The sequence below is a fragment of the Streptomyces sp. NPDC017940 genome (genome assembly GCF_044328435.1).
GTDB lineage: Bacteria > Actinomycetota > Actinomycetes > Streptomycetales > Streptomycetaceae > Streptomyces.
In genome coordinates this window covers 1,224,313-1,238,877 of record NZ_JBIRHJ010000001.1, presented here as the reverse complement: position 1 = coordinate 1,238,877, position 14,565 = coordinate 1,224,313, and the positions used below count along the sequence as shown (strand labels likewise).

The following is a 14,565-nucleotide window of genomic DNA, read 5'->3' as shown; positions in this document are numbered from 1 at the left end:
CACCAGACAGGGGAAGGCCCTCACCCCGTCCACGCTCCCCGGATGAGCGTCAGGAATCAGCCAGATCCGCGGCACCTCGTACGATCACCAGAAACGCGTCGGTCGACAGATCCATCACCACTTCCGCGTGCTGTCCCTCGCTGCGCCGGTCCCGCGCGAACTCCTCCGCGGGCCACGACCCGCGCGGCCCGCCCGCCGGAAAGCTCTCCAGGACGACTCGTCCGTTCATCATCTTCTCGTTCCCCCGTGTGCGACTGGACTCTGCACCGGATAGAACGCGCGAAGCACCCCCGAGGGCTCGCAACGTGACGCAACCGAAACCGAGTCGGGGCCGTACGGAGGTGATCGTCACACGGTGTCACCGCGTCAGTAGCCGTACTCGTCGTACTCGTCGTGGTACCGCACCCGGTCGCTGCCCGCGGGGGCGCCCAGGGCGGAGGCGCGGCCCTTCGGCTCCTCCCACTCCTCCTGGCGGCCGAGGGCGGTGAGGTCGAGGAGGCTGGTGGTGGAACCGAGGCCGTCGAGACCGCGGTCGAACGTCGAGTACGTGTGGCAGACGCGGTCGCCGTCACGCAGGAAGCAGCTGATCCCCGGCCGGTCGGTGAGCCGCCCTTCGGCGTCCGCGTACGACGCGGCGAAGTCGCGGTTGAACTCGTCGCCGCACGCCGAGAACCACGGCACGACCCAGCCCATGCGGGCCTTGAAGGGCAGGATGCGGGTGAAGGGGGCGCGCGAGACGGCGACGAAGGTCGTGCCGCGGGCCCGCAGGTGCGCGAGATGACCGATCTGGTCGAGGAACGCCGAGCAGCTGCGGCAGCCCGCGTCCCACTCGGGGGCGAACATGAAGTGATAGATGATCAGCTGGTCGCGGCCCGCGAACAGGTCGAGCAGCGTCGCCTTGCCGTCCGCGCCGTCGAACAGATACTCCTGCCGCACCTCGACCATCGGCAGTCCGCGCCGCTCGGCGTTCAGCCGGTCGCGGGCACGGGTGGCGGCCTTCTCCTTCGCGAGCAGCCTCTCGCGCGCGGCCAGCCACTCCGCGCGCGTGACGATGTGCGGCAGTCCCATGGCGCATTCCTCCGGATCCGGACCGCGGTGCGCGGCTCTCGGAAGGGCTGACCGGACGTCTCAGGAGAACTCATCGGCGCTGTACGGGAATTCTGAGGTTTTTTCTCAGCGGGCCGGGCGCCATGGAGCGGGGCGGGCGCCACGGAACGGCCCGGGCGAGTGCGGCGGGCCGGGCGAGGGCGCCGCCTCAGTACACCACCGGCAGCGCGAGCAGCCCCCGCGCCCGCATCGAGGGGCGCCACCGCAGCTCCTGCTCCGGCACGCCGAGCGCGAGCCGCGGGAAGCGTTCGAGGAGCGCGCCGACCGCGACCGTCAGCTCCAGGCGGGCCAGCGGCGCGCCCACGCAGTGGTGGATGCCGTGGCCGAGGGCGAGATGGCCGCCGGCGTCGCGGGTGATGTCGAGACGGTCCGGGTCGGGGAAGCGGTCGGGGTCGCGGCCCGCGGAGCCGAGGCCGAGGAACACGGTCTCCCCCGCGGGCACCCGCACCCCGGCGATCGTGACGTCCTCGCGGGCGAACCGCCGGATGGAGAACACCGCCGAGGTGTCGTACCGCATGAACTCCTCGACGGCGCCCGCGAGTCGCGCCGGGTCCTCGCGCAGGGCGGCGAGCTGGTGGGGGTGGGTCAGGAGGGCGAGCACGGAGTTACCGATGAGCTGCACGGCGTTCTCGTACCCGGCGAAGTGCAGCAGGAAGGCGAGCGACGTCAGCTCGTCCTCACTGAGCCTGTCGCCCTCGTCGCGGGCGGCGATCAGGTCGGAGAGCAGGTCGTCGCCCGGCGCCTTCCGCTTGTCCGCGATGAGGCCGGTGTAGAAGCCGAGCATCGCGACGACCGTCTCCTTGGCGCGTTCGGGGCGCGCGGGGTCGGGGGCGATGAGGGCGTCGGTCCAGTCCGTGAAGTCGCGCCGGTGCGTGGCGGGCACGCCGAGGAGGTCGCAGATGGTGGCGATGGGCAGTGGCTCGGCGTACGCCGCCACGAGATCGGCACGGGCCTCGCGCTCGGCGCCCCCGCGCTCGGCGGCGTCCCGCTCGATGGCGTCGAGGAGCCGGTCGGCGGTGTTCCGCACGGGCTCGCGCAGGCTCTCGATCCGCCGCTTGGTGAACGCCTTGACGACCAGGCGCCGGATGCGGGTGTGGTCGGGCGGGTCCATGTTGAGCATGTTGGCGTCCAGGGCGGGCGGCAGCGAGAAGCCGCGGTAGCTCCCGGGCAGCGCGTGCCTCCTGTCCACCGAGAGCCGCTCGTCGGTGAGTGCGGCGCGTACGTCGTCGTAGCGCGTCACGAGCCAGGCCGGGCTGCCGTCGGGCCCGCTGACGCGCCGCACCGGGTCGCTCTCGCGCAGCTTCGCGTACGTGCCGTAGGGGTCGGTCATGAGCCCGTCGAGGGGGGTGGGGGCCGCGGGAGTCGCCATGGGGGCAGCCTAGGAAGCGGGGCCCGTGCCGGTGGCGCCGGGTCAGCCGTCGTACGTCTGGATCCGCGCCCCGTGCCGCCGCTCGACCAGGGCGGGCAGGCGCTCGGCCAGCTCCGCCACCACGGCGGGTACGTCGACGGTGAGCAGCTCGCGGTCCCGCATCAGGACGCGGCCTTCGACGATCGTCGTCAGGACGTCGGCGCTGCGGGCACTGTGCACCAGGGTCGCGGCGAGGTCGTGCACGGGCTGCGTGTGCGGTCCGCGGAGGTCGACGAGGACGAGGTCGGCGCGGCGGCCCGCGGCGAGTGAGCCGATCCGGTCGCCGAGGCCGACCGCGCGGGCGCTCTGGAGCGTGGCGTGGTGCAGCGCCTGCCGGGATGTCAGCCACCGCGGGTCGCCGGTGGTGGACTTCTGTACGAGGGCGGTGAGCGCCATGGCCTCCCAGACGTCGAGGGAGTTGTTGGAGGCCGCGCCGTCGGTGGCGAGGCCGACCGGGACGCCGAGGCCGGCGAGGGCCCGCACGGGGGTGGAGCCCCAGGCGAACTTCAGATAGCCGCGGGGTGCGGTCGCGACGGCGACGCGTCCGGTGGCCGCGCCGATGAGGTCGAGGTCGCTGTCGACGATGCCGGTGCCGTGGGCGATCAGGACGTCCGTGTCGAGCAGGCCGGTGCGGTGCAGGACACCGATGGGTGTCACGCCGTGCCGGGCGAGGCTGTGCTCGGTCTGGGCACGGCTCTCGGCGGCGTGCAGATGCACGGGCAGGCCGTGTGCGTGGACGAGTTCGGCGGTGGCCGCGAGGTCGGCTTCGTCGACGGTGTACGGGGCGTGCGGCGCCAGGCAGGTGGTGACGCGGCCGTCGGCGGAGCCCTGTCTGCGCAGGGCGAAGTCCAGGGACGCCGCCCGTGCCCCGGGTCCCTGGGACGAGAAGTACGCCTGGCCCAGATTGGCCCGCAGGCCGGTCTCGGCGACGACGTCGGCGACGGTGTCCATGGCGAAGTAGTGGTCGGCGAAGGTGGTGACGCCGCCGCGGATCATCTCGGCGCAGGCGAGCCGCGCGCCGAGCTCCACCTCGCGCTCGCCGAGGTGGGACTCGATGGGCCAGATGTGGTCGTTGAACCACTCCGCCACCGGCAGGTCCTCCGCGATGCCCCGCAGGGCCACCATCGGGGAGTGGGTGTGGCAGTTGATCAGGCCGGGCAGCAGCGCCTGGCCGCGGGCGTCGATGCGTTCCACGGCGGCGAGCCCGGTCACGGCGTCCGCGGTGGTGATGTCGGCGATCACCCCGTCGCGTACGACGACGGCGGCGTCCTCGGCGAAGCCGACGCGTTCGGCCTCGTCGTGGACGAGGGCGGTGCAGCCCGTGACGACGAGGTCGGCGGGGCCGGATGCGGCGGGCACGGTCATCCGCTCACGGTACGGGGACCGCGCCGTTCGTGTTCGGCACCGGGGATGTTCCTGTCGGGCACCTGGGATGTTCCTGTCCGGCACCCGGGATGTTCCTGTCCGGAACCTGGGATCCGGAACCCGGAGAATCCCTACCGCCCCGGCGGCCCGTGCGGTCAGCCGCGTGGCACGACCGTCGAGAGGACCCCCGGCAGCGGGTACCAGTCCGACGACACGACGCTGGCGTGCCGCCCCGCGAGGAGGGCGACCCGGTCGCGGGCCAGAGCCTCGGTCGGGCGGACCGCGTCGATGGCGGGCGGCACGCTGTGGGCGTCGGTCATGACGAGGAGATAGCGCCGGTCGGCGTACCACCCGGTGTCGACCGTGCCGCCCGCGTACGTCGACGCGGAACCGTCGAACAGCACGAACCACGGCCGTATCGAGGCGTCCGCGTACCGGGTACGGGGGTCGCCCGCCGCGGCGCCGAGGACGGCGGGGAAGGCGGCGGCGTCCCCGAGGCGCCCCGCGGCGGCGAGGTCGCGCAGGTGCGTGGCGTACTCGCGGTCGGTCCACAGGGTGTCGGCGGGGTTGCCCTGCTCGACGGTGCCGGGTATCAGCTCGACGACGAACTTGCCCGCGAGGTCGGACCGGGAGGGCCAGCCCTTGCCCCGCACGGCCTCGTCCAGGTTCGCGCTGCCCGCGGCCAGCTGTCCCGGCCGGTACAGGGCGTCGCCGAGCTCGGCGCGCAGCAGGGCGTCGAGGTCGGCGGGGCCGCGGCCGCCGCGGCCCTGGAAGCCGTCCTTCAGCTCGACCTTCACCAGGATCGGCCGGTGGCCGGGGTGGGCGTCGTGCCAGGCCCGCATGTCGGCGAGGCACCCGTCGAGCCGCTGGTTGCGCGCCTTCGTCCGCAGTTCCTCCGGGCGCCGCGCGTTCTCGCAGTTGTTGTCGTTGCCGACGGGGTTGGAGTGCGAGACGCGCCAGCCGCCGCCGAAGACATTGGTCCACACGTCGATCTCCAGCATCGCGGCACCGGAGTCGAGGGCGTCGGCGAAGTAGGGGTACTTCGTCTTCTCGTACGCGTTGTGGACGCCGACGCCGGTGGTGGCGGCGTACGAGGGGTCGGCGCCGGCGGTCGCCGTGTCGGCGCCGGCGGTCGCCGTGTCGGCGGCGGTCCCGGTGCAGCCGTCGGCCAGGGCGGGCGGGGCGGCTGCCAGGGCGCCGGCGGCGAGGGCGCATGCCGCCGCGAGGCCGCAGGCTCTCCCCCGGAGGGACGCAGTCCGCCGAGCCATCGTCGTCGCACGTTCCGTCGCTTCGCGCACCGTCGTCCCCTCCGTCGCACCGTCAAGTACCGGGCAACGTAGGGGACTCGGGTGTCGGGACGGAAGACGGCGCTTTACGGCCAGGCCTCGCGGCGCGACGTGTTCCGGGACCCGGGTCCTCTACTGTGAACGGCCGTCGAGTTTCCGCACGAAAGGCGGCACACCCTGATGGCCCTCACCCTCACGCTCACCGGCCCGCGCCTGGTCCTGGCCGGTGCGGCCGCCGTCCTGGTGATCGGCGCACCGACGGCGTACGCGGCCCTCGGCGGCGACGACCCCGGCACCGGCGACCGCCGGCCCGCCGCGTCGGCGGGCAAGGAGACCGCGTCCACCACGCCGCCGAGCGGCGGCAAGCCCTTCGTGGAGACCCGCCTGTTCTTCGGCACCGAACGTCCCGACGGCGGCCCGGACGTGACGGACAAGCAGTTCATGCGCTTCATCGACAAGGAGGTCACGCCCGGCTTCCCCGACGGTCTCACCATCCAGCAGGGCCGGGGCCAGTGGAAGGACAGCAACGGCAGGATCGAGAGGGAGCGGTCCTACGAACTGACTCTCCTCTACCCCACCGCCGAGGCGAAGAAGCGGGGCATCCTGATCGAGGAGATCCGCTCCGACTACGAGAAGAAGTTCGGGCAGGACTCGGTGGGGCGGTTGGACGACCGGGCCCGGGTCGACTTCTGACCCGCCAAGTCGCCCCCCACCCACGGGACGGGCTATCCCAGCCGCACGTCTCCCACCGTGTGGGCCTGGATGACGTTGCCGTGCTGCACACCGCCGCTGATGCTGTTGTGCACGACGCCGCCGGGCCCCTCGGTGCCGTCGGCGGGGGCCAGCTCCGCGAGCAGGGCGCGCAGTTCGGCGGCGGCCTCGGGGTCGGCCCGCAGGGTCCGGCGCAGCCGGTTGCGCCACTCGGCCTGTACGTCCGCGGCGGCGTCGGGGTCGTCGCCGTCCCGGGCCGCGACCAGTTCCTCGCGGGCTTCGTCGAGCTCACCGGCGACGGCGCCCTCACCCCCCGCGGCACCCGCGGCACGCCGCCGCGAGAAGAACCCCACGACCCGCTCCCGCGCGGCCGTCCACCCGTCCCCCACCATCGACTGCACGAGCGCCGTCGCTCCGGCCGCCGCGAGGGCGGCCAACTCTGCGTCCACCGGGTCTCCTTGGTCAACACCGGACCTGTCGGTCATCGTCGCTCCCCAAGATAGCCGGAGCGGCGCGGACGGTATCAGCGCTGCTTACGCCGAGGCGAGCTGCGCTCGGAGGGGAGCCTCGGCCGACGACGGCACCCCCAACCGCCCCCTCGGGCAACCCGTGAGCAAAATCATTGGCCATAGATCGCACTCAGCGTGCTAATATCTTCCCCGCTATGCACGGCCCGCCAGGCGTCCGCTTCAGGAACGCCTCCACCCTGCATCAGGAGACACGTATGTCCGCTCGGCGCGACTGCGCATCCGACTCGTTCGAGTCCCGCACCTTCCCGGAAGAAAACAGGCCCCAAGCCGACCGTCACACCCGTCGGCCCGCCGCCTGACCCGGCCCTCACTCCTCCAGTGACCGTCGCGCCGGGCTAAGGTGAATCGTTTTCTCATTGATTTCCCGGCGCCTCTTCCTCGAAGGTGCTTTGTGCAAACCCCAGAGACGACCATCGTCGCGATCATCGCTGTGTCCTTCACCGTGATCGCGTGCTTCGCCATCGCCTGCCTCACTACCCACAGGATCGCGAAGAGGGCGCTGCGAGGCAGCCGCTCAGTCGACCGCGCCAAGATCGTCAATGAGGCCGGCGCCCCCTTGCACCACATGCCCCTGCCGCTGCTCCGCCGGAACCGGATGTAGACCGCCGCGCGGCGAGGGGCGGCAAGCCGCTGGAAAGCGGACCGGACCGCCCCTCGCCCCGGTCATGGAGACCGATGTACACCGATATAGGCTGCTGCGAATCACAGATGCGGCCCACCGGGCTTCCCCCGCAGGACATGCCCTCACCCGCACGACTCGCCTCGTGCTGCCCGGGAGCCCGCCTTGCTTCGTGAATCCGCTGCCGCGGCCCTCGCCCAGGTCCACAGCAAGGATCTCTTCCTGCGGTTGACCGAGAACTTCGCCAACGATCACGGCCACCGCCCCGGCGCATCCGAGGCCAAGTCGTGGGAGAGAAGCCTCCCCGCTCTCCTCAACGTCCTGATGGAAGCCGGACTCAGCGACGTACACGTCCTCTTCGAGTACCAGCTTCCCCTCACCAGCAAGCGCGCCGACGCCATACTCGCAGGCGTACACCCGAAGACCGGTGAACCGTCCTACGTGGTCGTCGAGTTGAAGCAGTGGTCCCAGGCGGAGCCCGACGAGGACGATGCGCTGCTGTGTCGCGTGGACGCCTACTCCCGCCCTGTTCTCAACCCCATCGAGCAGGTCCGCGGCTACTGCGACTACCTGGTCTCGTTCAACGGCGCCGTGGCCGAGCACCAGGAGCGTGTGCGGGGTGTCGCCTACTTGCACAACGCCACGGAGTTCGGCATCGCCGGCCTGTCTGCCGTGGAGCAGAACGAAAGGGCGCAGCTCTTCAGCGAAGAGCGTCGCGGCCACCTCGCCGAGTATCTGAAGTCCCTGCTGGCGCCCACATCCGGAAGCGTCGCCGCCGACGAATTGCTCGCCGGGAAGGTACGCCCCTCCAGGCAGTTGATCACCGTAGCCGCGCAGGAGATCCGTGATCGGGAGCAGTTCGTCCTGTTGGACGAACAGCGCGTCGCCTACGAACTGGTCATGCGCAGCGTCAACCGGGCCGTGCGCGCCGACCACAAGGAAGTCGTCGTGATCACCGGCGGCCCCGGCACCGGAAAGAGCGTCATCGCCCTGTCGCTGCTCGGCGAGCTGTACCGGCAAGGGCGCACCGCCCTGCACGCGACCGGGTCCGCGTCCTTCACGAAGACGATGAGGAAGGTCGCGGGAGCCCGGAAGCGCGAAGTGCAGGATCTGTTCAAGTACTTCAACAGCTTCATCACTGCCGAACGCAATGGGCTGGACGTCCTGATCTGCGACGAGGCACATCGCATCCGGCACACCTCGGCGAACCGCTACACGCGCGCGGAGCACCGGACGAACAAACCACAGGTGGAGGAGCTGATCGACGCCGCAAGAGTGCCCGTCTTCCTCCTGGACGAGTACCAGGTCGTACGCCCCGGCGAGATGGGACGTGTGGAGGAGATCCAGGCCGCCGCGGCGAAGAAGGGCCTCGGCTGCCAGTTCGTCTCCCTGGACAGCCAGTTCAGGAACGGCGGGAGCGACGCCTACCTGCGGTGGGTGGTACGACTCCTCGGGTTGCAGGGAGGGGGCGCCATCCCTTGGACACCCGATGGCAGGATGCAGCTACGGGTCGCTGACACGCCGCAGGAGATGGAGGACTTCCTGCAGACGCGGCGCGACCAGGGTTACAGCGCGCGCATGTCCGCCGGTTACTGCTGGAAGTGGACCACGAAGTACAAGCCAGGGTTCGATCTGCCCGCGGACGTGGTGATCGGTGACTGGGCGCGGCCCTGGAACGTCTATGGCGATCGGGGAGTGGCCGGCGCCCCGCCTGCCGCCCTCTGGGCCACGGACCCTGCGGGCTTCGGTCAGGTCGGCTGCGTGTACACGGCACAGGGCTTTGAGTACGACTGGAGCGGTGTCATCATCGGGCCCGATCTGCTGTGGCGGAATGGTAGTTGGAATATCGAGCGCTCGGCTTCCAAGGATCCGGCGTTCAAGAAGTCCACTCCGGGCACCCTTGTGGATCAGCTGATCCTCAACACGTACAAGGTTCTGCTGACCCGGGGCATGGTGGGCACCATCCTCTACTCGACGGACGCCGAGACGCGGCAGAAGCTCCGGGAACTGGTGAGGACGTCGGAAGCTGTCGCCCTGTCCGGCTGATCGACGAGGTGCACCGCGACGCGAGCACCGGAGAGCGTCCCTATCCTGCCAGCGCCACCAGCGGGTCCATGTCGGGTTGTCCTTCGGGCCACCAGTCGTCGCGGCCCGCATCACTCACGTACCGGTACCAACGTCCGTCCCGCCCGAAGCGGAGTTGCACCGATCCTGCGGTGTCCGTGAGGCGGTTGCGGTCGATCGTCATGCGGGGCAGGCCCGCCGCTGCCAGAGCTCCCCGGGCCCGGTCGAACGGTCCCGCCGGTGGGTCCCAGGCGGATTCCAGGACCGCGAGGCCCTCCTCGTCGCCCTGGCGCCAGGCGGCCGCCGCGCGGGAGAGGGCGGTGGGGGTGTGGCCCACCGCGTGTGCCAGCTCGGCGAACCGGCGGCTGAAGGTGCGCCGGCCCGACAGGCCGGGGTGGGATGCCGCGAGCCGGATCGCGTCCCTCCAGGGGTCGGGGTCCGTGTAGGGCGGCGTGCCCTTGGTCAGGTGGGCGTGGGCCCGGGCGGCGGTGTCCGTGGCGAGGAACTCCAGGGCCGCGGGGTCCGGGGCGCCCGGGGCGGAGGGCAGGAGGGGGGCTTCGCCCGGGCGGGCCGGGGGTGGCAGCGGGGGCGGGAGCGGCGGACGGGCGTCCGAGGCCAGGGCTTCGCGGGCGAGGACGCCGGGGAGCGGCGGGGGTTCGGCTGCGGGGCTCTCCGGGCCGCCCGGAGCGCGAGGGGTGTCCTGGGTCGCCGCGCGGGCGTTGCGGTGGGACAGCTCGTCCAGAATGTGCCGCTCCTCGCCTCCCCTGAGGAGGAGCAGGGCGAAGGGGTCGGCGTCCAGGATGCGGGCCGTCTGGTAGGTGAGGGCCGCCGCGTGTTTGCAGGGGTGGCCGCGGTCGGGGCAGGTGCAGGAGGAGATCAGGTCGCCGCGGCCGGGCAGGAGCCGGGCGCCGGTTCGGTCGGCGGTGGCTGCGAGGGCGTGCGGCATGTCCCTGGCCAGCAGGGACACGAGGTGCCCGGGGTCCGCGGCGGCCGCGTCGAGGAAGCGGTCCCAGTCCTCGGGGGTGAGGGTGCGCATGCGGAGTTCGGCACGGTAGGGGCGGGGGCGGCTGCCGTGTACGTAGGCGACGATGCGCCCCGGCTCGACGGTGATGGTGTCGACGTGCCCCGCACGCGCGTACGCACGCCCGCGTGCCAGGCGTGCCGGGTCCAGAGCGGACTCCTCCAGCGCGGCGATCCACGCGTCGCCCCACCAGGTCGACGCGAAGGGTGCCTCGGGGTCGGTGCGCACGGGAAACGGCGGGAAGACCCGCGCACGGCCCCCACCACCACTGCCGCGCGCGCTTCCCCTGCCACGGCTGGGGGCCCGGCCACCGACGCCCGGGGCCGCGCCGCCATCACTGCCGCGCGCGCTCCCCCTGCCACGGCTGAGGGCTCGGCCAACGCTGCCCGGGGCCTCGCCGCCACCACCGCTCGGGGCGCGGCCACCACTGGCGCCCGGGGCCTGGCCACCACCGCTGCCGCCGGGGGCCTGGGCGCCACCGCCCGGAACCCGGCCACCGCCGTTCAGGGCACTGCCGCCGCCCCTTGGAACCTGGCCATCGCTGCCGCCCGGGGCCTGGGCGCTCCCGCCCGGAACCCGGCCACCGCCGCCCGGGGCCCCGCCGCCACCACTGCTCGGGGCACGGCCACCACTGGCGCCCGGGGCCTGGGCGCCATCGCCCGGAACCCGGCCACCACCGACGGCACTGCCGCCACCACTCGCAACCCCGCCACCACCGCCCGGAGCACCCCCGACCAGCCTGCTGCCACCCTCCTCAGGGGCGCGGGGAACTGCGCGCTCGGCCCAGGACATGCCGCAGACGCATCTGCCGAGCGAGCACGCAGACGCGTCCGCGGGTTCGCTGTGGCCGGCCGCGCAGTTCCCCACGCCCCCGAGGGGGGTGCCACCCCCGGCCGAGGGAACACGGCCTCCAAGCCCGGCGCCCCCGCTCACCGTGTCCTCCGCAAGGTCACCAGGTCCGCCAGTTCCGCGTCGGAGAGTTCCGTCAGGGCCGTCTCGCCGCCGTCGCCGAGGATCGCGTCCGCGAGGGCCTGCTTGGCGGCGAGGAGTTCGGCGATGCGGTCCTCCACCGTGCCCTCGGTGATGAAGCGGTGGACCTGGACGGGCTGGGTCTGGCCGATGCGGTACGCGCGGTCCGTCGCCTGGTCCTCGACCGCCGGGTTCCACCAGCGGTCGTAGTGCACGACGTGCCCCGCCCTGGTGAGGTTCAGGCCCGTGCCCGCCGCCTTGAGGGACAGCAGGAAGACCGGCACCTCGCCCGCCTGGAAGCGGTCCACCATCGCCTCCCGCGCCGCCACCGGCGTACCGCCGTGCAGAAGCTGGACGGGCACACCACGCGCGCCCAGGTGCGCTTCGAGGAGCCTCGCCATCTCCACGTACTGCGTGAAGACGAGCACCGAACCGTCCTCGGCCAGGATCGTGTCGAGGAGCTCGTCGAGGAGGTCCAGTTTGCCCGATCGGGAGCGGGAGCCGGAGCCGGAACCGGTGGTGTCCGGGCGGGCGGCGCCCTCCTTCAGGTACTGCGCGGGGTGGTTGCAGATCTGCTTCAGCGACATCAGCAGCTTCATGACCAGGCCGCGGCGCGCGATCCCGTCCGCCGCCTCGACGCGTGCGAGCGTCTCGCGCACCACCGCCTGGTAGAGCGCGGCCTGTTCACGGGTGAGCGGGACGGGGTGGTCGGTCTCCGTCTTCGGGGGGAGTTCGGGGGCGATGCCCGGATCTGACTTGCGGCGGCGCAGCAGGAAGGGGCGGACGATGCGGGACAGGCGGGCCATCGCCTCGTCGCTCTCGGCGGTGCCGCCCGTCTCCGCGAGCCGCGCGTGCCGGGCCCGGAACGCCTTCAACGGCCCGAGCAGCCCCGGTGTCGTCCAATCGAGCAGCGCCCACAGCTCCGAGAGGTTGTTCTCCACGGGCGTGCCGGTGAGCGCGACCCGCGCCGCGGCAGGCAGGGTGCGCAGGGCCCGCGCCGTGGCCGCGTACGGGTTCTTCACGTGCTGGGCCTCGTCGGCGACCACGAGGTCCCAGTCGTGCGCGGCCAGTTCGGCCGCGCTGGTGCGCATCGTGCCGTACGTGGTGAGCACGATGCCGCCGGCGGGGATGCCGTCGAGGCTGCGGCCAGGGCCGTGGTAGCGGCGCACGGGGACGTCCGGTGCGAAGCGTTCGATCTCCCGCTGCCAGTTGCCGAGCAGCGACGTCGGGCAGACGACGAGGGTCGGTTCGGGGCGCGCCCGGTGCAGGTGCAGGGCGATCAGGGTGACCGTCTTGCCGAGCCCCATGTCGTCGGCGAGGCAGCCGCCGAGGCCGAGGGCGGTCATGCGGTCCAGCCAGGCGAGCCCGCGCAGCTGGTAGTCGCGCAGGGTCGCGTGGAGCGCGGGCGGCTGCGGCACGGGCCGCGGTTCCGCGGTGAGGCGTTCGCGCAGCCCGGCCAGGGCGCCGGTGGGTACGGCGGCGACGTGTTCGCCGTCCACCTCCGCGGTGCCGGTGAGCGCGATCGTCAGGGCGTCCACCGGGTCGAGCAGGCCGAGGTCGCGTTTGCGGGCCTTGCGTACGAGGGCGGGGTCGACCAGGACCCACTGGTCACGCAGCCGTACGAGGGGGCGGTGCGCCTCTGCAAGGGCGTCCATCTCGGCCTCGGTGAGGGGGGTGAGGCCTGCGGGGTCGGTGGGGTCTGCGGGGTCGGTGGGGTCTGCGGGATCGGCGCCGCCGGCGGTCCCGAGCGCCACCTGCCAGCGGAACTCCAGGAGCTGGTCCGCCTTGAAGAAGTCGAAGTTGTCCGCCGCGGTGCCCGGTGCGGGGCGCACCACGGCCGTGGCGGTGAGCTCACGTGCCAGCTCCCGCGGCCAGTGGACGTCGACCCCGGCCGCGCCGAGCCGGGTCGCCGCGGTGCCGAGGAGGTCGTACAGCTCCTGCTCCGCCAGCGGGAGCACGTCGGGGCGCGGGCGGTCGAGGAGGCGCCCGATCGGCGGCCACACGCGTGCCGCGCGGCGCACCGCGAGCAGGGTGTGCGCCTTGGCCCGCGGCCCGAAGTGCTCGGCCCCCGACCAGAGTTGCGCGGCGTCGACGACCAGGGTGGGGTCGGCGAGGCTGTGCACCTGGAGGACGGCGGCGGCTGCGCCGGGCGCTCCGGCAGCCTCCGCGGCTCCGGCAGCCTCGGGGTGCCTGCCCGTCCCGGCAGGCCCGGTCACCACGGCAGGCCCCGTCGCCACGGCAGGCCCGATCGCCCCGGCCCCGGCAGGCCCGGTCACCCCGCCAGGCCCCGTCGCCACGGCAGGCCCGGCTCCCCCGGCAAGCCCTGCCCCCCAGGTAGGCCCCGTCATCCCGGCAGGCCCGGTCACCCCGGCAGCCCCCGCAGGCCCGCCAGACCTGGCGGCCCCGGAGGACTCGGCGGCCCCGGCCGTCTCACCCTCCCCCGCCGTCCCGGTCTCCCCCACAGCCCACGGCTCCCCGTCGAACAGGTCCTGCGCCCGCAGGTCCACCCGCAGGGACACCCGCACCCCGACGTCCTGCCCCGCGGCCACCTCCGCCGCCCACGCCCGCGCGCCGGGCAGCGACTGCGGCTCGCGCGCCGCGAACGGCGCACCGACGGCGTACGCCGCCGCGGGGGTGCGCGGCAGCGTGTCGACGACCGCGTCGACGAATGCCCTGACCAGGGCATACGGCTCGGGGAGCCGCAACGGCGGGCGGTTGCCCGGCAGCGGCACGGCGTGCGCGTCGGCAGGCATGGCGGCGGCGATGGCCCGCAGCTGCGCGATGTCGTCGGCGCCCAGGGGCCCCGCCCGCCACGCGTCCAGGTCCGCACCGGTGAGCCCGGGCAGGAGCTTGCCGCGGGCGGCCAGATGCAGGGCGTGCAGGGCGGCTGCGCGCCAGCACGCGGTGGCGGGGTGCAGGGCATACGCGGCGCCGCGCCCGCCGGGGGAACCGCGCCCACCGGGCGTGCCCGGCCCACTCAGCGCATGGGGCCCACCGGGCCCACGGGCCACACCGAGCGCCCGTGACCCACCAGGCCCACCAGCGGCAGTGGATGCGTCCGGCCCACCGAACCCACTGGGCCCACCAGACCCATGAGCTGTCCCTAGCGCCCGTGTCCCACCAGGCCCACTATGCCCTTGAGTCGCAGCGGGGACGCCCGGCCCACCAGACCCACCCGCCCTACCAGGCTCTCCAGTCGCAGCAGAGACGCCCAACCCACCAAAACCGCCAGACCCACGGGCCGCACCGAGCACCCGTGCCCCACCAGACCCTCCAGGCTCACCAGACCCCCCAGTCGCAGCAGGGGCACCCAGCCCATCGAACCCACCGGGCCCACCAGACCCACGGGCCCCACCAAGCACCCGTAGCCCACCAGACTCCCCAGACTCACCGAGCCCCCCAGCCAACAGCACCCCAACCCCGTCCCTCACCGAAGCAAACACCGCAGGCACCACACGGCGCCGTACGCCCGTGCCATGCCTGCG

The 14,565-nt window shown here is 73.1% G+C and carries 11 protein-coding genes; 3 read left to right on the top strand and 8 right to left on the bottom strand.

Annotated features, from left to right (window positions below):
* Positions 1 to 49: 49 nt before the first annotated feature.
* From ACH4DX_RS05195 to ACH4DX_RS05175, 5 genes are all read right to left on the bottom strand, one after another.
* The gene (locus ACH4DX_RS05195; protein ID WP_398117940.1) at positions 50 to 232 is read right to left on the bottom strand and encodes a hypothetical protein; all 183 of its coding nucleotides are present in this window, start codon (positions 230 to 232) and stop codon (positions 50 to 52) included.
* 134 nt (positions 233 to 366) lie between these two features.
* Complete coding sequence (locus tag ACH4DX_RS05190; protein WP_398154030.1) at positions 367 to 1,068, bottom strand: DUF899 domain-containing protein; 702 nt, start codon at positions 1,066 to 1,068, stop codon at positions 367 to 369.
* Between the two features lie 187 nt (positions 1,069 to 1,255).
* Complete coding sequence (locus ACH4DX_RS05185) at positions 1,256 to 2,476, bottom strand: cytochrome P450 (protein ID WP_398154029.1); 1,221 nt, start codon at positions 2,474 to 2,476, stop codon at positions 1,256 to 1,258.
* A gap of 42 nt (positions 2,477 to 2,518) precedes the next feature.
* Positions 2,519 to 3,880, bottom strand: coding sequence for an amidohydrolase (locus tag ACH4DX_RS05180; RefSeq protein WP_398154028.1), 1,362 nt, complete (start codon positions 3,878 to 3,880; stop codon positions 2,519 to 2,521).
* A gap of 155 nt (positions 3,881 to 4,035) precedes the next feature.
* Positions 4,036 to 5,148 carry a phosphatidylinositol-specific phospholipase C domain-containing protein gene (locus ACH4DX_RS05175; protein ID WP_398154027.1) on the bottom strand — a complete coding sequence of 371 codons (1,113 nt, stop codon included), beginning with the start codon at positions 5,146 to 5,148 and terminating at the stop codon, positions 4,036 to 4,038.
* A gap of 198 nt (positions 5,149 to 5,346) precedes the next feature.
* Here ACH4DX_RS05175 and ACH4DX_RS05170 point away from each other — a divergent pair, with 198 nt between their 5' ends.
* Positions 5,347 to 5,859, top strand: coding sequence for a DUF3574 domain-containing protein (locus ACH4DX_RS05170; RefSeq protein WP_398154026.1), 513 nt, complete (start codon positions 5,347 to 5,349; stop codon positions 5,857 to 5,859).
* Positions 5,860 to 5,891: 32 nt separating this feature from the next.
* Here ACH4DX_RS05170 and ACH4DX_RS05165 read toward each other — a convergent pair whose 3' ends face one another.
* Positions 5,892 to 6,326, bottom strand: a complete 435-nt coding sequence (locus tag ACH4DX_RS05165) for a hypothetical protein (RefSeq protein WP_398154025.1) — start codon at positions 6,324 to 6,326, stop codon at positions 5,892 to 5,894.
* Between the two features lie 472 nt (positions 6,327 to 6,798).
* On the opposite strand from ACH4DX_RS05165, the gene ACH4DX_RS05160 reads away from it, so the two are divergent.
* Both ACH4DX_RS05160 and ACH4DX_RS05155 read left to right on the top strand, forming a co-directional pair.
* Complete coding sequence (locus ACH4DX_RS05160; RefSeq protein ID WP_398154024.1) at positions 6,799 to 7,008, top strand: hypothetical protein; 210 nt, start codon at positions 6,799 to 6,801, stop codon at positions 7,006 to 7,008.
* A 183-nt stretch (positions 7,009 to 7,191) separates the two neighbouring features.
* Positions 7,192 to 9,072, top strand: a complete 1,881-nt coding sequence (locus ACH4DX_RS05155) for a DNA/RNA helicase domain-containing protein (protein ID WP_398154023.1) — start codon at positions 7,192 to 7,194, stop codon at positions 9,070 to 9,072.
* A 40-nt stretch (positions 9,073 to 9,112) separates the two neighbouring features.
* Here the strand turns inward: ACH4DX_RS05155 and ACH4DX_RS05150 are convergent, their stop codons facing one another.
* Positions 9,113 to 10,339: an SWIM zinc finger family protein gene (locus tag ACH4DX_RS05150; RefSeq protein WP_398154022.1), complete on the bottom strand. Its 1,227-nt coding sequence runs from the start codon at positions 10,337 to 10,339 to the stop codon at positions 9,113 to 9,115.
* A 701-nt stretch (positions 10,340 to 11,040) separates the two neighbouring features.
* Positions 11,041 to 14,091, bottom strand: coding sequence for an SNF2-related protein (locus tag ACH4DX_RS05145; RefSeq protein WP_398154021.1), 3,051 nt, complete (start codon positions 14,089 to 14,091; stop codon positions 11,041 to 11,043).
* Positions 14,092 to 14,565: the final 474 nt, after the last annotated feature.

Bases quoted from the DNA above. Each gene is read 5' to 3' on its own strand.
- ACH4DX_RS05170 (WP_398154026.1), top strand. From the start codon at position 5,347: ATGGCCCTCACCCTCACGCTCACCGGCCCGCGCCTGGTCCTGGCCGGT.
- ACH4DX_RS05195 (WP_398117940.1), bottom strand. From the start codon at position 232: ATGATGAACGGACGAGTCGTCCTGGAGAGCTTTCCGGCGGGCGGGCCG.
- ACH4DX_RS05185 (WP_398154029.1), bottom strand. From the start codon at position 2,476: ATGGCGACTCCCGCGGCCCCCACCCCCCTCGACGGGCTCATGACCGAC.
- ACH4DX_RS05190 (WP_398154030.1), bottom strand. From the start codon at position 1,068: ATGGGACTGCCGCACATCGTCACGCGCGCGGAGTGGCTGGCCGCGCGC.
- ACH4DX_RS05175 (WP_398154027.1), bottom strand. From the start codon at position 5,148: ATGGCTCGGCGGACTGCGTCCCTCCGGGGGAGAGCCTGCGGCCTCGCG.
- ACH4DX_RS05180 (WP_398154028.1), bottom strand. From the start codon at position 3,880: ATGACCGTGCCCGCCGCATCCGGCCCCGCCGACCTCGTCGTCACGGGC.